The organism is Cryobacterium mannosilyticum (genome assembly GCF_004402705.1).
Lineage (GTDB): Bacteria > Actinomycetota > Actinomycetes > Actinomycetales > Microbacteriaceae > Cryobacterium > Cryobacterium mannosilyticum.
Map to the genome: position 1 here is coordinate 1 of NZ_SOFM01000004.1, position 15806 is coordinate 15806.

Below are 15806 nucleotides of genomic sequence, written 5' to 3' on the forward strand. Positions count from 1 at the left end.
GACGGCGACGAGCTTGAATGCTTCGTTCTTGCTTGAGCCGGTGACCTTCTGGATCATCGCCTCCGGGGAGAGGAACCCCTGCTGCGCGGCCAGGCCCGAATGGCCCAGCTCCGGGCGGGACCGATCGGCGATGGTCGCAGCCATCCACGCGGCGTACACCTCGAGCAGGCGGCGGGCCTTTGCGATCTCCCGCTGACCGGTCAACACGACCGTGTCAGGAAGGGCTTCCAGATCGGCGCTGGAGCAGCCCAGGCGGGCGACGGCATCCGCTGCCTGTCTGAGTTGCTCTGCCGGTGAGTCCATGCCACGAAGATACCAAAACACGAACACANGCCGGTGAGTCCATGCCACGAAGATACCAAAACACGAACACAAATGTGAGTGTTTGTCACTACTTGTGGATAACTTATTCGCATATATATTCTCGGGTCCCGGCAGGCCCGACCACCGGAGCGGATCGACCACCGGGCTGGCACTGGGGCAGCGGGCGCCGGCTCAGCCGGCGAGCCGGGTGGCTTCGAGGGCGTGAAGCACGGCGATGCTGCCGCCGATCGCGACCGCCGGGCCGCCCACCGCCCAGAGCAGGCGACGGATGCCCGCCGACCGCACCCGCGCATCGAGCACGGTGAAGCGGTCCATCAGGTCGTCGTCGACCTCGGCCAGCGGCAGCGGGCGCCAGGTGTTCGGGCTGTCGACCAGGTCGGAGACCTCCTGCACCTCCCCGGCACTCAGCACGGGGTGGAGCTTGACCAGCCAACGGCGCAGGTCCCGGGAGTCGATCACCTTCACCTGCTCGGGCTTGTCCGCGATGGTCAGGCGCCTCGGGCCGACCAGCGCGAGCACCGGTTGCACCGGCGTGAGCAGCGGCATCCGCTCCCGCACCAGGTTCGTGACCCGTTCGGCCACGAACTCGGCGTCGCCCAGTTGCGGAACCTTCCGGCCGGCGACCAGCATGGTGCGCTTGCCCACCCAGACGTCGGCACCGTGGCGGCCGGTCGTGCCACTGAGGTGCATGGAGCTGATGGTGAAGATGCCGCCGGGGCCGACGACGAGATGATCGATGTCGGCGCCGCGGCCGGCGACGGGGATGGCGTGGAAGACGATCCAGTCCGGCGGGAGCGTCTCCAGGAGGGCTCCGACGGTGATCTCGCCCTTCGCCCCCAGGTACCGGGGCATTCCGTCGACGCCGAGCGGCGAACCGCCGAAGAGGCGCGCATACCAGGACAGGGGCGGCGTGCTCCCCTGCTCATGCAGCAGCTGCTCGATGACCGATTGAGCCGGGAAGCGCTGCCGCATGGCTGAACTGTCTATCGTCATCGTTCTCCCCGGCTGCTGACTCGAATCTAGCGACTCGCGGCCGACGGACAGCAGTCCCCCGAAGGGGGTGTTCCCGGTGATTCACCGGCGACGCACCGCCGGCTTCGACGCCGGCGAACCGGCCACGGAATCGGCGGACGGTACTACGCTCCGGGCATGACCGAACCGTTTCGCCCGAAGAGCATCCTGGTGACCGGCGGCAACCGCGGCATCGGTCGCCTGCTCGTGCTGGAGCTGCTCCGCCGGGGCCACCACGTGGTCTTCACGGCTCGCCGGCCCGACGCGGGCGAGACGGCGCGGGCCGAGTATTCGCGGCTCGTGCCGGGGGCGCAGGTGGAGTGGTGGCCGCTTGACCTTGCCTCGCTCGCCAGCGTGCGCGGGCTCGCCGGCACCCTCCTGCGCGAGGGCCGCCGATTCGAGGTGGTCGTGCACAATGCCGGCACCCTCGCGCCGCCGCCGGAGCGCCGGATCACCGCGGACGGGCTGGAGGAGACACTGCAGATCCACACCGTCGGGCCGTATCTGCTGAGCACGCTGCTCCTCCCGGCGCTGGCCAGGCCCTCCCGCCTGGTCTTCATCGGGTCGGCGCTGCAAGAACCCGGCAGCCGGGGCGTGCCGGTGCGTTTCCGGTTCGACGACCCGTTCCTCGACGCGGAGTACCATCCCGACCGGGCCTACAAGAACGCGAAACTCGCCCAGCTGTGGCTGGCCCGGGAGTGGGAGCGCCGACACGGCGGGGACGGGGTGCACGCCGACGACGTCTGTCCCGGCTTCGTGCCGGTCACGGCATCCGCCACGGCCCGTGGCGGCATGCGCCTGCTGCTGCGCTGGGTGCTGCCGCTGATGCCGTTCGCGACGACGCCGCGCGCCGCCGCGCACCTCGAGGCCGACTGGGCCGAACGCGACCCCGCCCTGCCCGGCGGCGCCTATTTCGACGGCGCCCGGGTCACCGAGCCGAGCGCCGACGCGCGGGACCCCGAGCTGGCCCGGGCGTTCTGGGCGCTGCTCGAACGGTGGGCGCCGACCCGCGGGCAACCGCACGGCTGAGCTGCGCCTGTCACCGCGCAGGCTGAGAAGCGAGATTTTCTCGGCGCGGCTGTCACCCGAATGCGGGGTCTGTCCCCCACACTGGGGGGCATGAGTTCCATCACGACAACGAGGTTGCAGAAGCGAACGTGGATCGTCGCTGCCGTGGTGGGCGCGGCCGCGCTGCTCGCGACCGCCGGGATCGCCACCGCGGGGGGCACCGACGACACCCGGCTCACCGGCACGGTGCTCGCGCACGCGAGCGACGCCGCCCTGGCCGAGCTGGGCCCCGGCACCGTGACGGATGCCCACCGCCGCACCGCCCCCGGCCCGCCCTACGCCGTGGAGATTCGGCTCGCGAACGGGGTCGAGGTGACCGTCGAACTCGACGCGTCGTTCGCCGTGGTCTGGGTGAGCGCGCCCGGCTGGCTCGGCGACGCCGCGGCCGGACTTCCCGCGCGCGCCCTGGACGGCGCCGAACACGCCAGCGTCGAGCGCACCAGCGCCGAGCAGGTCGCCCTCGCCGAGGTGGGCGGCGGCACCGTCACCCGGTTCGTGCGCAGCGACGCCGTCGACCACGCGTTCGAGGTGGAGGTCACCCTCACGAACGGCACCAGGAAGGTGATCGAGCTCACCCAGCGCAGCGAGGTCGTGCGCCCCTCCGGCGCGACCGGCTGACCAGACGCCCGCGCCCTGCTCTCCGGGCAGCCGGTTACCCCCAGAGCGCCTGGTGGTCGATCGCGAATTGCCGGAATGACGTCGCCGGCGCTCCGGTGAGCCGACGGATGGCACGGTTCGGGAGTGCGGACACCTGCAACCGCACGATCCGGTAGATCATCTCCTGCACCGCGATGAAGTCCGCGGAGGCACCCCGGGCCGCGAGTCGGGCGCTGTACTCCGCGGCGGTCGGCCGGGCGTAGCTGATGCGCCGGCCGAGCACCTCCGAGAGGATGCTCGCGACCTGGTCGTAGGTCAGCGACTGCTCGCCCGAGAGCGTGTAGGCCCTGCCCAAATGCCCCGGTTCGGTGAACACGCGGGCGGCGACCCGGCCGATGTCCCTGGCATCGATGAACGCCGTGTGGGCGCCGGCGGCCGGCAGGTAGATCTCGCTCCGCTCCCGGATCTCGTCCCGGTACACGGTCGACAGGTTCTGCATGAAGAAGTTCGGCCGCAGGAACGTGTAGGGCGCCTTCCGCTCTCTCAGGTGCTTCTCCACGGCGTGATGCGGCGTGGCGGTGTTGAACTGCACGCCCTGCAGGGAGAGGAACACGATCTGACGGATGCCCTGCTCCAGCGCCACATCGATCACCGGGAGCAGGGTGTCCCCGACGTTCGCGATCGCCGGGGGGCGCAGCAGGAACAGGCGGTCCACCCCGGTGAAGGCGCCCGCCCAGCCGGACGGTACGGCGAAGTCGAACGCGCGCGCCTCACTGCCCGGCGCGATGCCTGCGCCAGAGGCATCGCCGCCGGGCCCCTGAGCACGCACCGCCGATACGACGTCCTCGCCGGCCGCGACCAGGGCGCCGGCCACCGCCCGCCCCACCGTTCCGGAGGCCCCGGTCACGAGGATGCTGCCCATCAGGTGCTCATTTCTTCTTCGCCCGCGGGCCTGCGCCCCGGGTCCGTCGATGCCGGCGCCGGGTTCGGCGCCAGGGCGACGACAGAGTCCCGCTGGAACGCGTCGACCTCCACGGCGGCGGCGGCCGTGAGACGGATGATGCGGCCCCGGCGGTCGGCGGGATTGACCTCGCTGGTGACCAGGCCGCCGATACCGCTTCCATCCAGTGGATTTAGTTTAGCTATTAGAACATTCAGTGCACGAGCGAGTCGGGTGTGTCGGCGGTCTCCGGCTTCGTCTCCTCGCCCGCCGGGACATCCGGGCGGCGCACCCACCGACGGCGCACGAGCCGCACCACCGGCGGCACCACCAGGAAGATCACGATCGCCGAGTACATCACCACGGCGAGCGGCTCCCCGACGAGCGCGGTCGGGTCGCCCGCGCTGATCTGCAGCGACCGGCGCAACTGCCGTTCCATCTCCGGGCCGAGGATGGCGCCGACGATAATCGGCAGCACCGGGAATCCGTAGCGGCGGGCAACATAGCCCAGCGCTCCGATCAGCAGCAGGATCACGATGTTCAGCGCCTGCAAGCCGGCCGCGTAGGCCCCGAGCACCGCGAAGAACAGGATTCCGGCGTAGAGGTAGGGCCGCGGGATCCGCAGCAGCTTCGCCCAGAACGGTGCCAGCGGCAGGTTGAGCGCCAGCAGCAGCGTGTTGCCGATGAAGAGGCTCGCGATCAGGGTCCAGACCAGCACCGGTTCGGTCTTGAACAGGAGCGGACCTGGGTGGATCCCGTACTGGTTGAACGCGGCGATCATCACCGCGGCGGTCGCCGTGGTGGGCAGGCCGAGGGTGAGCAGCGGCACGAGCGTGCCCGCGGCGGAGGCGTTGTTCGCGGCCTCCGGCCCGGCGACGCCCTCGATCGCGCCCCTGCCGAACTCCTCCGGATGCCTGGACAGCTTCTTCTCCACGACGTAGGACAGGAAGGTGGGGATTTCGGCCCCGCCGGCCGGAATGGCGCCGAACGGGAAGCCGATCGCGGTGCCGCGCAGCCACGGCTTCCAGCTGCGCTTCCAGTCGTCCTTTCCCATCCACGGCACGCCGACCGGGATGGTGGCGGGCTTGCCGTGCCGCAGGTGCGCGGAGATCCAGAGCGCCTCACCGACGGCGAACAGGGCCACCGCGATGACGACCACGTCGATCCCGCCGGCCAGGAGCGGCTGGCCGAACGTCATCCGCGGCTGCCCGGTGGTGGCGTCCATGCCGACCAGCCCGATCGCGAGCCCGATGAACAGGGAGGACAGCCCGCGGATGCGGGAGGTGCCGAGCACGGTGCTCACCGCGATGAAGGCGAACACCATCATCGCGAAGTACGACGGGGCGCCGAGGCTGATCGCGATCGACACGATGAACGGGGCGACGAAGACGAGGGCGGCCGTGGCGATGGTGCCGGCCACGAACGAGCCGATCGCCGCGGTCGCGAGCGCCTGGGCGCCCCGGCCGGCCTTGGCCATCTTGTTGCCCTCGAGCGCGGTGACCACTGACGAGGACTCGCCGGGGGTGTTGAGCAGGATCGAGGTGGTCGAGCCGCCGTACATGCCGCCGTAGTAGATGCCGGCGAACATGATCAGGGACCCGGTCACGTCCAGCGCGTAGGTGAGCGGCAGCAGCAGTGCCACCGTCATCGCGGGGCCGATCCCGGGCAGCACGCCGACGGCGGTGCCCAGGAGCACCCCGATCAGGGCGAACAGCAGGTTCTGGAGGGTGAGCGCGTTCGCGAACCCCTCCATCAGCAGGGTGACGTTGTCCATCAGAGAATTCCCGTCAACAGGCCGGCCGGCAGGGGGATGCCGAGACCGAGCACGAAGCCGTAGAAGGTAGCCACGGCGAGGCCCGCCCCGATGAGCAGGCCCCAGACGTAGTGCCGGGAGCCGAGCAGGAGTGTCGACCCGTAGAAGAGGAGGCCACTCGTGATGACGAAGCCGAGGGCATCCATCGTCAGGGCGGCGGCCAGGATCAGCCCGGCCAGGCCGAGCAGGGTGGGCCAGTGCGCCCCGGTGGTGAGGTCGATGTCCTCGCCCTCCTCCGGGTGGCCGTGGCCGCCGCGGAGCACGTTGACGGTGAGCGCGAGCGCGCAGGCGCCGAGGCCCGCCGCGATCACGGTGGGCACGACCTGCGGCCCCATCACGCCCGCGTTGACGGCGGTGTGCCGGATGCCCGCCGCGTCCACCGCGACGACGACGGCGAGCACTCCGAGCAGGGCTGCGACACCCAGCTCGGAGCGGCCGCGCATCAGGGTGTGCGGCGCGGTCACACCAGTCCCAGGCTCTTCAGCGTCGTGGCGACGCGCTTGTCCTGGTCGGTGAGGAAGGAGGAGAACGCCGTGCCGGTGCTGAAGGAATCCGTCCAGCCGTTGTCCTTGACGACCTTCGCCCATTCCTTGCTGTCGTGCATCGCGGTGACGGCACCGACGAGCCTGGCCCGCTCGGCCGACGTGATGCCCGGTGCGGCGAGCAGCCCGCGCCAGTTGGTGAAGACCAGGTCGACGCCCTCCTCGGTGAGGGTGGGGGCGTCGACGACGGGGACTCGCTCCTCGCTGGTGACTGCGAGCACGCGGAGTTCGCCGGACTTGATCTGCTCGAGGAACTCGCCGTAGCCGGAGGCCGCGAACTGGAGCTTGCCGCCGAGGATGGCCGGCAGCATCTCGCCGCCGCCGTCGTAGGCGATGTAGTTGACGGCGCCCGGGTCGATGCCGACGGCATCCGCCAGCTGCATCGGCAGCAGGTGGTCGGGGCCGCCCGGCGACGAGCCCCCGCCGACCGCGAAGTTCGCGGGGTTCGCCTTCCACGCCGTGACCAGGTCGCCGAGGGTCTGGTACGGCGAGTTCGCCGGCACGAAAATCGCGCCGGCTTCCTCGATCAGGCGGGCGATCGGGGTGGCATCGGCGACCTTCGCGTCGCCCTCGTTCGTGTAGGCGGCGCCGACGACGCCGAGGCCCATCACGAGCAGGAAGTTCGCGTTGCCCTTCTCGGTGAGGGTGCGGGCCAGGCCGACGGTGCCGCCCGCCCCGGCCAGGTTGGTGACCTCGGTACCGGAACTGACCCCGATCTCGTCCATCACCCGCACCGCGGCGCGACCGGTGACGTCGTAGCCGGAGCCGGGGGCGTTGGGCACCATGACCTGCAGCCCCTTGTAGGGGCCGCTGTCGGTGGCCGTCGTCGACGCGCCGCCGGTGACCCCGCACGCGCTCAGCGCGAGCACCAGGGTCGTCGCCACGATGGTGGTGCCGATGAGCCGCCGCGTCATTGCTGGTTTCCTCATTGCGTTCCTTACGTTCTGATGGCCGGCCTCGTCGCCGACAGGGTCCATGGTGCGCATGCCTCCACCGGCATCGACAACTTATGGTCCTAGCGAACGTTGTGTAGCTTGTGTGCGGGTTTCGTTTCTCCCCCATTGTGCGCGACCATTCCTTAGGGCCAGTGTCGACCGGACAGCGTCGACCGACCCGTGACTACCGGCGGGAGGGCCGATGCGTTCGACGACAGCACGGGCCGCCGCGCGCGGACCGGCCGCCGGGCCGCCGCGCCCCCGGCTGAGCCTGACCCGTCAACTCCTGGTCTTCCAGCTGAGCCTGCTCGCCATCGTGCTCGTGGCGGTCACCGCCATCTCCCTCGAGCAGACCCGCACGACCTTCGAGAGCATGCAGCAGCGACGGATGCTCGCGGTCGCCGAATATGCGGCGGCCAACCCGCTGCTGCGCAGCATCCTCTCCGCCGGCACCGATACGGGCGCCGGCACCGATACGGGCGCCGGCACGGACCCGGTGGAGTCGCGGCCGCAGCGCCTTGCCGCACCGGTCGAGACGTTGCGCACCACCACCGGCGTCGACGAACTGCTGGTCACGGATCCGATCGGCCGGGTGCTCGCCTCGCCGGCCGACCCGCGCCTGCTCGGCGGAAGCCTGCGGCTCGAGGGGCCGAGGCCCGCCTCCGACGGGTCGTGGTCCGGTGTCGCGCCGCTCGGCACGGTCAGCCACGTCGTCGCCCGGGTGCCGGTGCTCGACAACGCCGGCCGGCTGGTGGGGATGATCGTGGCCGGGCGCCAGGTTCCGGCCTTCGCAGGGCTGCTGGCCACCGCCGCACCGAACCTGCTCACCTACCTCGGGGTGGCCGGAGTGCTCGGCCTGGCCGGGTCGTGGTGGCTCGCCGCCCGGGTCAAACGGCAGACCCTCGGGCTGGAGCCCGAGCAGATCGCCCGCCTGGTCGAGCACCGGGAGGCGATGCTGCACGGCATCCGCGAGGGTGTGGTCGCGGTCGACGCCGACGGCACGATCACGCTGGCCAACGACAGCGCCCGCACCCTGCTCGGCCTCCCCGACGACGCCGAGGGGTGTTCGATCGACGCGGTCGGCCTTGGCGCGGACGCGGTGGCCGCCCTGCGCGCACACGCAACGAACGACCGCGACACGGCCCTCGTGAACGACGGGGTGCTGCTGGTACTCAACCAGACCACGATCCGGTTGCCGCGTTCCCGGCCGGAGGTGGTCACCACCCTGCGCGACCGCACCGAGCTGGTCACGTTGCAGCGCGACCTGGGCAGCAGCCAACAGGCCACCGACACTCTGCGCGCCCAGACCCACGAGTTCGCGAACCGGTTGCACACGATCTCGATGCTGATGCAGCTCGGCGACAGCGACGCCGCCGTCGACTACATCGACGCGGTGACCCGCGACCGCACCGAACTCGACCGGGACGTGCTGGCCCGGATCGAGGAGCCCGCGGTCGCCGCGGTCCTGATCGCCAAGACGTCGCTCGCCCGCGAGCGCGGAGCCGACCTCACCCTCTCCCCCGCGGCCAGGCTGCCGCGGGTGGACGCCGGGCTGTCGACCGACCTGGTGACCGTGATCGGCAACCTCGTGGACAACGCGCTCGACGCGGTGACCGGGGCCCGCACCCGCACGGTGACGGTGGACATCCGGCTGACCGGGGCGCTGTGCCCGGCGGATGCGCTGTGCCCGGCGGATGCGCTGTGCCCGGCGGATGCGCCTGGCCGAGCGGATGCCCCCGGGCCGGCCGCGGTGCGGGTGCGGGTTCACGACAGCGGACCCGGCGTGGAGAGCGCCCTGCAGGGCCGCGTGTTCGACGTCGGAGTGACGTCGAAGTCGCCGGCCCAGAACGGCGCCGACCATGGCTACGGGCTGGCGATCGTGCGGCTGGTCGCCGGGCGACGCGGCGGCCGAGTCGATTACGAGAACGTGAACGGGACCGTCTTCGAAGCGGTGCTGCCGCTCACGGCGGAACCGGCCGCATCCGCGGGACCGGCAGCCCTGCCGGGCCAGGCCCGCCCCGATCGGGCGGCCACCCATGTGTGATGTGCTCGTCGTCGACGACGATTTCATGGTCGCCCGGGCGCATGAACGGGTCGTGGCGCAGCTGCCCGGTTTCCGCGTGGTGGGGGTGGCGCACTCGGGAGCGGAGGCGCTCGCGCTGATCACGGCGTTGCGTCCCCGGCTGGTGCTGCTCGACATCCACCTGCCCGACATGACCGGGCTCGAGGTGATCCGTCGCGCCAGGGAGGGTGGCCAGGACGTCGATTTCCTCGTGCTGAGCGCCGCCAGGGAATCGGAGACGATCGGCGCGGCCCTGCAGGGCGGGGTGGTGAGCTACCTGCTCAAGCCGTTCAAGATCTCGGAACTGCAGGCGAGGTTGAACGCCTACGCGACGCGCTGGCGGGTGCTCGGCCGGTCCGGCGATCTCAGCCAGGGCGACCTCGACCAGGCGCTCGGGGCGACCGGGTCGATGCACGCCCTGGTCCCGCTGCCGAAGGGGCTCAGCAGGGAGACCGCCGCGCTGGTCGAACGCACCCTGGTGGCGAGCGTGCCCGACATCGCCGCCTCCGAATGCGCGGAGGTGCTCGGGCTCTCCCGGGTGGTGGCCCGCAAGTACCTGGAGCATTTCGTGCTCGGCGGGCAGGCATCCGTCACCCTGCGCTACGGACGGACGGGCCGTCCCCAGCGCCGGTACGCCTGGGGCGGGCCGGAGCGGGCCGGCATCGATGGTGGCGGCTGAGCGTGCGCGCGGTAGCGTGAGCAGACGCAGCAACGGCGCCGACCGGGTGAGTTCACCCCGTGAGCAGACGCAGCAGCGGCGCCGACCGGGTGAGTTCACCTCGGGTGGCGCCGCGCGTCCGCGGCCCTACCTGGCCGCCACCCTGGCGTCCCGCAGCTGTTCGGGCGTGATGATCGCGATCGACGAGGTGTCCTCCAGCGAACGCCCCTTCGTTTCGACCGCCCACGCGTAGGTGACGACGAAGCCGATCACGGTGAGGATCGCCCCGATCAGCATCACCCCGCTGACGCCCAGGTGGTCTAGGCCGATCGGCATCAGGAATGTGCCCGTGGCCGCGCCGATCCGGCTGATGGCGACGACGATGCCGACGGCGGTCGCACGGATCTCGGTCGGGAAGAGCTCGTTCGGGTAGATCCACTCCATCAGGCTGGGACCGCCGGAGACGAACGCGTAGAAGCAGAACGCCAGGATGACGAACCACACGGGCCCGTGCGGAAGCAGCCAGAGCGCCAGCAGCGGCACCGCCATGAGGGCGAAGGGAATGACCGTCATCGGGCGCCGGCCGAGGGTTTCGACCGGCTTCAGGGCCGCCGCATTGCCGATGACGAAGAGGAGGCTGATCACGGCCGTCCCGATGATGTCGAGGCTGCCTCCCTCCAGGCCGAAGGACAGGAGGATCATCGGGCCGAAGATGTAGATCGCGTACTGCGGGGTGATCTGGGCGAAATACAGCACGCCGCACATGATCACGCGTTTGCGGTACTTCCGGCTCAGGACCAGGCGGAGAGCCTCGAGGGTGGGCAGGGTCTTGTCCTCGGTGTTGACCGTGCTGAGGGACACGTCCCGGTGGCCGTAGACCTGTTCGATCACGTCGTGGGCCTCACTGATCCGGCCCTTCTGGATGAGCCAGCGCGGCGATTCGGGGATGCCGCGACGAATGACCACCACGATGACACCGAGGATTGCGCCGCTGAGCAGCATCCACCGCCACAGCCCGTAGCCGCCGGACGCGGTGACCATCACCCAGCCGACCAGGAAGGCGGTCATCGCACCGAGCCCCCAGGCGAGGGCGGAGAGGCCGATCATGTAGCCGCGCTTCTTCACGGGTGTGAACTCGGTGAGCAGCGACGTGGCGATCGGATAGTCCGCGCCGATGGCCAGGCCGATGATGAATCGCAGGACGATGAGTTGCCACGGACCCTGCACGAACGCGGTGAGGAAGCAGGCTCCCACGAGAACCATCAGGTCGACGGCGTACATCTTCTCGCGGCCGATGCGGTCGGTGAGGGTGCCGAAGACGATGGCCCCGAAGAACATGCCGATCAGTGATGCCGCCCCGATCAGGCCGACTTGCACGGGGCTCACCGGGAAATCCGCGACGAATCCGACGAGGGCGACTCCGATCAGGCTGAGGATGTACCCGTCGAGGAACGGTCCCCCGCAACACGCGATCAGAAGCTTCCGGTGGAACTTCGAGGTGGGGGCCTCGTCCATGATGGCTAGCGAACTCATTCGATCTCCTTTGATGATGAGTGGGGTGTTCAATGCGGGGGGAACCGGGGACGGAAGCTCAGCGGAAGGCCGGGATTCCGGTGATGTGGTTGCCGATGACGAGCGTGTGCACCTCGTCGGTGCCCTCATAGGTGCGCACGCTCTCGAGGTTGTTCGAGTGGCGCAACGGGGAGTAATCCAAAGTGATGCCGTTGCCGCCGAGCACCGTGCGGGCCTCGCGGCAGATCGTGATCGCCTCACGCGTGTTGCCCAGTTTGCCGATCGAGATCTGGTGCGGCTTCAGCGTTCCGGCGTCCTTGAGCCGGCCGAGGTGCAGGGCGAGCAGGGTTCCCTTGTTGATCTCCAGGGCCATGTCGACGAGCTTCTGCTGGGTCAGCTGGTAGCCGGCCAGTGGCTTGTCGAACTGCATCCGCTCGCCGGCGTAGGCCAGGGCGGTGAGGTAGCTGTCTCGCGCCGCACCCATGACACCCCAGATGATGCCGTAGCGCGCCTCGTTCAGGCAGGCGAACGGGCCGCTCAGCCCCCTGGCCTTCGGCAGCACCGCCGAGGCGGGCAGGCGCACGTTGTCCAGGTCGATCTCGCACTGGATGGAGGCGCGCATGGAGAGTTTCGGGCCGATCACGGTGGCCGTGAACCCGGCCGTCTCGGTCGGCACGACGAATCCGCGCACCCCGTCGTCGGTCATCGCCCAGATCACGGCCACCTGGGCGACGGCGGCCAGCCCGATCCAGCGCTTCGTGCCGGTGATCACCCAGTCGTCGCCGTCACGGCGGGCGAAGGTGGTCATGCTGCTGGGGTCTGAGCCCGAGTTCGGTTCGGTCAGCCCGAAGCATCCGATGTATTCGCCGGCTGCCATTCCCGGCAGCCATTCGTTCTTCTGCTCCTCCGAGCCGTGCTTGTGGATCGCGCTCATGGCGAGGGATCCCTGCACGCTCACGAAGGTGCGCAGGCCCGAGTCCCCGGCCTCGAGTTCCAGCGCGGCCAGCCCGTACTCGACGGCGCTGCGGCCGGGGCAGCCGTAGCCCTTCAGGTGCATTCCGAGCAGGCCCAGCCTGGCCATCTCGGGCACGATCTCCAGGGGGAAGACCGCGTTCTCGTACCAGCCGGCGATATTCGGCCGGATGGTCGAATCGACGAAGGCACGCACCGAAGCGCGCAGGGCCACCTCCTCGGCGGTGAGCAGGGAGTCGATGTCGATCAGGTCCGAGGTGTCGATCGGGGGCGCGGCGACGATGCCGGCGGGAGAGTCGGACAGTGTGGGTTCGAGATGGGTCGAGAGATCAGTCATGGGATTCGCTTTCGTCGGGTGGTGCCGGAAGTCAGGGTGCGCGGTGTCTGGTGCGTGCGGTGTCTGGTGCGTGCGCAGTCAGGCTGTGGGCAGCGTCAGGCGGCCGTCGATGCGCCGGGGAATGCGCCAGGGGTTGTCGGGGTGAAGGGCCGCCGGCAGGTGCGCCGAATCGGCATTCTGCACCGCGACCGGCCGCACGAATCGGTCCAGCGCGCCCGCGCCGACGCTGGTCGCGTCGGACCGGGAGGTGGCCGGCCACGGCCCGCCGTGCTGCATGGACCAGCTGGTGGCCACTCCGGTCGGCCACGCGTTCAGCGCGACCCGGCCGACCTGGCCGAGCAACCGGGCGACGACCTCCACCGATTCCGGGTCGCCGGGACCGCCGGTGAAGACTGAGGCGACCAGGCTCGGCTGCAGCCGGACGAGGGCGTCGAGCGCCCCGGCGGCGTCCGCGTATTCGCAGATGAGCGCGACCGGGCCGAAGCACTCCTCCAGCAGGCGCGAGCCGGGGTGGAGGTCCTCCAGCCGCACCAGCAGAGCCCGCGGGTCGACCGCGTAACCGTCGGTCGGCTCGACCGGGATGTCCGTGGCGGCGGCGCTGGCCTCGGCGCCGGTGACCTCAGCGCCGGTGGCCTCGGCAGCCCTGGCGAGGCCGGCCAGGCCCGCCCGGTAGCCGCGCGCGATCCCGGCCGTCAGCAACGGGGCCCGGGGTACCTGCCCGAGCTGCGCCCGCACGGCGTCGAAGAGGCCGGCGCCGGCGGGCGCGAAGAGCAGCCCGGGCTTGGTGCAGAACTGGCCTGCCCCGAGGGTGAAGGAGCCGACGAAGCCGGCCGCGATCCCCGCGCTGTCGGCCGCGGCATCCGTCGTGACGAAGACCGGGTTCACGGTGCCCATCTCGGCGAAGACCGGCACGCCGCGCGCGGCGGCGCGTTCCACAAGCGCCATCCCGCCGCCCTGGCTGCCGGTGAACGCAACCGCGGTGATCTCCGCGGCGTCGACGAGCTGGAGTCCCGCGTCGAAGCCGACGACGAGGGCGTAACTGCCCACGGGGGCCCCGGCCCGGTCGAGGGCGTCGGCGACCAGCTCCGCCAGCCGCACGCTGAGACGAGGGTGGGCCGGGTGTGCCTTGACGACGACGGGGCAGCCGGCGCCGAGCGCCGAAGCCACGTCGTGGCCGATCACTCCGAACCCGAACGGGAAGTTGCTGGCTCCGAACACCGCGACCGGGCCGACCGGGATGTTCCACCGGGACAGGGTGGAATCGCCGCCGATGCCCTCGGTGCCGGCGCCCAGGTAGCTGCCCTCGGCCGCGACCGCGCCGTAGAAGACGGTGCTGGCGGCGCACTTGGCGAGTTCGCCGCGCAACCGGTCCGCGCCGAGGCCGGTCTCCTCGCCGGCGAGCTGCACCAGTTCGTCCTCGTGGGCCCTGAGGGCGTCCGCGACCGCGGCGAGCCAGGCCTCCCGGGTCGCGGGGCTGGTGCCGGCGATGCGGGGAGCCGCGCCCAGCGCCCGCCGCAGGATCTCGGCGACCTGCTCGGGCGCGGTGTGCGGGACGCTGCCGTGCTGCTCCCCCGTGCGCGGGTCGAAGCTCGGGTCGACGCCGGGCTCAACGCCGGGGTCGGCTGCCGGTGCCACTGGCCCGTTCACGCGTGCACCGCCGCGCCGACGGACTGCTCGGCGTAGACGGACTCGACGGCTCCCCGCAGCACGAGGAGCCCGTCTTCGAGCAGATCCTGGCCGATGACGAGCGGGGGAAGCAGACGGATGACGTTGCCGTACGTTCCGCAGACGAGCACGAGCACCCCCTGCTGGTGGCAGCGCGCGGCGACCGCGGTGGCGAGCTCGGGGCGCGGCTCGAGGGTCTCCCGGTCGGCGAATTCGATCGCGAGCATGGCGCCGCGCCCGCGGAAGTCGACGATCGGGGAATCCTCGGCCACGAGCGGCTCCAGGATGCGGCGGGCGGTCCTCTCGATCCGCAGCGCCCCGGCGAGCAGGTCCCCGTTCTCGAACGCCTCGAAGACGCCGAGCGCGGCCGCGCAGGCCAGCGGGTTGCCGGCGTAGGTGCCGCCCAGTCCACCGGTGTGCACGGCGTTCATCAGCTCCGCGCGGCCGGTCACGGCGGTCAGCGGCAGCCCCCCGCCGAGCGCCTTGCCCGTGACGAGGAGGTCCCCGGCGACGCCCTCGTGCTCGCTGGCGAACATCGTGCCGGTGCGTCCCATCCCGGCCTGCACCTCGTCGAGCACGAAGACGATGCCGTGCCGGGTCGCCAGGTCTCGGAGCCCGGCCAGGAATCCGGGCGCGGGCACGATGAACCCGCCCTCGCCCTGGATCGGCTCGATCACCATGGCGGCGAAGGTCGCGGGGCCCTGCTCGGCCAGGATCGCCTCCACCCGGGCGAGCGCATCCGTCGTGGCATTCTCCGCGCCGCTCGGCCAGCGCAGCGGAGCCGCCATCGGCGCACGCACGATCTCGGTGGGGAAGGGCCCGAAGGTGACCTTGTACGGATTGTCCTTCGCGGTCATGGCCATGGTCAGCAGGGACCGTCCGTGGTACGCGTCGTCGAAGACGAGGACCTTCGCCCGGCCCGTCGCGGCCCGCGCGATCTTGACGGCGTTCTCCACGGCCTCGGCGCCGGTGGAGAACAGCGCCGTGCGCTTGTCGAAGTCGCCGGGAGTGTGGGCGTTCAGCCAGGCACAGACCGCGGTGAACGAGTCGTACTCGGTGACCATGAAACAGGTGTGGGTGAAGCGGTCCAGCTGCTCGGCGACCCGGGCCTGCACGAGCGGGTTGGCGGCTCCGACGCTGGTGACCGCGATGCCCGACGCGAAGTCGATGATGCGGTTGCCGTCGACGTCCAGCAGGATGCCGCCCTCGGCCCGGTCGATGAACACCGGCAGGGCGATCCCGAACCCGCTCGAGACCTGCTGCACCCGTTCGGCGTGCAAAGCCGAGGACCGGGGCCCCGGAATCACGGTGCGGAGTAGACGGGATTGGGGAACGGTCGCTGTGTCCATCGCCCAAATGTAGGCGAGGGC

General features: G+C 70.9%; 14 protein-coding genes. 4 read left to right on the plus strand and 10 right to left on the minus strand.

What is annotated here, in order from left to right:
* The coding region (locus E3O32_RS00775) for a hypothetical protein (RefSeq protein ID WP_420898082.1) at positions 1-303 on the minus strand (303 nt) is incomplete at its 3' end.
* A 192-nt stretch (positions 304-495) separates the two neighbouring features.
* Complete coding sequence (locus E3O32_RS00780; RefSeq protein WP_166790739.1) at positions 496-1296, minus strand: nuclease-related domain-containing protein; 801 nt, start codon at positions 1294-1296, stop codon at positions 496-498.
* 177 nt (positions 1297-1473) lie between these two features.
* Between E3O32_RS00780 and E3O32_RS00785 the strand changes: the two genes are divergently transcribed.
* Both E3O32_RS00785 and E3O32_RS00790 read left to right on the plus strand, forming a co-directional pair.
* The gene (locus E3O32_RS00785; protein ID WP_134506045.1) at positions 1474-2364 is read left to right on the plus strand and encodes an SDR family NAD(P)-dependent oxidoreductase; all 891 of its coding nucleotides are present in this window, start codon (positions 1474-1476) and stop codon (positions 2362-2364) included.
* 90 nt (positions 2365-2454) lie between these two features.
* On the plus strand, positions 2455-3021 hold the full coding sequence (locus E3O32_RS00790; RefSeq protein ID WP_134506047.1) for a PepSY domain-containing protein: 567 nt from the start codon (positions 2455-2457) through the stop codon (positions 3019-3021).
* A gap of 34 nt (positions 3022-3055) precedes the next feature.
* On the opposite strand, the gene E3O32_RS00795 is transcribed toward E3O32_RS00790, so the two are convergent.
* The 4 genes from E3O32_RS00795 to E3O32_RS00810 all read right to left on the minus strand — a co-directional run bounded on the left by E3O32_RS00795 (position 3056) and on the right by E3O32_RS00810 (position 7209).
* Complete coding sequence (locus E3O32_RS00795) at positions 3056-3922, minus strand: SDR family oxidoreductase (RefSeq protein WP_134506049.1); 867 nt, start codon at positions 3920-3922, stop codon at positions 3056-3058.
* A gap of 232 nt (positions 3923-4154) precedes the next feature.
* A complete protein-coding gene (locus E3O32_RS00800) occupies positions 4155-5714 on the minus strand; it encodes a tripartite tricarboxylate transporter permease (RefSeq protein ID WP_134506050.1) in 1560 nt (519 codons plus the stop codon).
* Positions 5714-6217 (minus strand): tripartite tricarboxylate transporter TctB family protein, encoded by a 504-nt coding sequence (locus E3O32_RS00805; protein WP_134506052.1) that lies wholly within the window; start codon positions 6215-6217, stop codon positions 5714-5716. The genes E3O32_RS00800 and E3O32_RS00805 overlap by 1 nt, the downstream gene beginning before the upstream one ends.
* Entirely contained in the window at positions 6214-7209 is a 996-nt protein-coding gene (locus E3O32_RS00810) for a Bug family tripartite tricarboxylate transporter substrate binding protein (protein WP_134506054.1), read from the minus strand. Before E3O32_RS00810 ends, E3O32_RS00805 begins: the two co-directional genes overlap by 4 nt.
* 223 nt (positions 7210-7432) lie before the next feature.
* On the opposite strand from E3O32_RS00810, the gene E3O32_RS00815 reads away from it, so the two are divergent.
* Both E3O32_RS00815 and E3O32_RS00820 read left to right on the plus strand, forming a co-directional pair.
* The gene (locus tag E3O32_RS00815; RefSeq protein WP_241974428.1) at positions 7433-9274 is read left to right on the plus strand and encodes a sensor histidine kinase; all 1842 of its coding nucleotides are present in this window, start codon (positions 7433-7435) and stop codon (positions 9272-9274) included.
* Positions 9267-9971, plus strand: coding sequence for a response regulator (locus E3O32_RS00820; protein WP_134506056.1), 705 nt, complete (start codon positions 9267-9269; stop codon positions 9969-9971). The genes E3O32_RS00815 and E3O32_RS00820 overlap by 8 nt, the downstream gene beginning before the upstream one ends.
* 126 nt (positions 9972-10097) lie before the next feature.
* On the opposite strand, the gene E3O32_RS00825 is transcribed toward E3O32_RS00820, so the two are convergent.
* The 4 genes from E3O32_RS00825 to E3O32_RS00840 all read right to left on the minus strand — a co-directional run bounded on the left by E3O32_RS00825 (position 10098) and on the right by E3O32_RS00840 (position 15785).
* The gene (locus E3O32_RS00825; RefSeq protein WP_198413029.1) at positions 10098-11483 is read right to left on the minus strand and encodes an MFS transporter; all 1386 of its coding nucleotides are present in this window, start codon (positions 11481-11483) and stop codon (positions 10098-10100) included.
* A 58-nt stretch (positions 11484-11541) separates the two neighbouring features.
* A complete protein-coding gene (locus E3O32_RS00830) occupies positions 11542-12771 on the minus strand; it encodes an acyl-CoA dehydrogenase family protein (protein WP_134506058.1) in 1230 nt (409 codons plus the stop codon).
* A 78-nt stretch (positions 12772-12849) separates the two neighbouring features.
* Positions 12850-14418: an aldehyde dehydrogenase family protein gene (locus E3O32_RS00835; RefSeq protein WP_198417504.1), complete on the minus strand. Its 1569-nt coding sequence runs from the start codon at positions 14416-14418 to the stop codon at positions 12850-12852.
* Entirely contained in the window at positions 14415-15785 is a 1371-nt protein-coding gene (locus E3O32_RS00840; protein ID WP_134506060.1) for an aminotransferase class III-fold pyridoxal phosphate-dependent enzyme, read from the minus strand. The genes E3O32_RS00835 and E3O32_RS00840 overlap by 4 nt, the downstream gene beginning before the upstream one ends.
* Positions 15786-15806 lie beyond the last annotated feature (21 nt).

What these genes read in the sequence shown, in the direction of transcription:
- E3O32_RS00780 (WP_166790739.1), bottom strand. Translation starts at nt 1,296, where the DNA reads ATGCGGCAGCGCTTCCCGGCTCAATCGGTCATCGAGCAGCTGCTGCAT.
- E3O32_RS00785 (WP_134506045.1), top strand. Translation starts at nt 1,474, where the DNA reads ATGACCGAACCGTTTCGCCCGAAGAGCATCCTGGTGACCGGCGGCAAC.
- E3O32_RS00790 (WP_134506047.1), top strand. Translation starts at nt 2,455, where the DNA reads ATGAGTTCCATCACGACAACGAGGTTGCAGAAGCGAACGTGGATCGTC.
- E3O32_RS00795 (WP_134506049.1), bottom strand. Translation starts at nt 3,922, where the DNA reads ATGGGCAGCATCCTCGTGACCGGGGCCTCCGGAACGGTGGGGCGGGCG.
- E3O32_RS00800 (WP_134506050.1), bottom strand. Translation starts at nt 5,714, where the DNA reads ATGGACAACGTCACCCTGCTGATGGAGGGGTTCGCGAACGCGCTCACC.
- E3O32_RS00810 (WP_134506054.1), bottom strand. Translation starts at nt 7,209, where the DNA reads ATGACGCGGCGGCTCATCGGCACCACCATCGTGGCGACGACCCTGGTG.
- E3O32_RS00815 (WP_241974428.1), top strand. Translation starts at nt 7,433, where the DNA reads ATGCGTTCGACGACAGCACGGGCCGCCGCGCGCGGACCGGCCGCCGGG.
- E3O32_RS00820 (WP_134506056.1), top strand. Translation starts at nt 9,267, where the DNA reads ATGTGTGATGTGCTCGTCGTCGACGACGATTTCATGGTCGCCCGGGCG.
- E3O32_RS00825 (WP_198413029.1), bottom strand. Translation starts at nt 11,483, where the DNA reads ATGAGTTCGCTAGCCATCATGGACGAGGCCCCCACCTCGAAGTTCCAC.
- E3O32_RS00830 (WP_134506058.1), bottom strand. Translation starts at nt 12,771, where the DNA reads ATGACTGATCTCTCGACCCATCTCGAACCCACACTGTCCGACTCTCCC.
- E3O32_RS00840 (WP_134506060.1), bottom strand. Translation starts at nt 15,785, where the DNA reads ATGGACACAGCGACCGTTCCCCAATCCCGTCTACTCCGCACCGTGATT.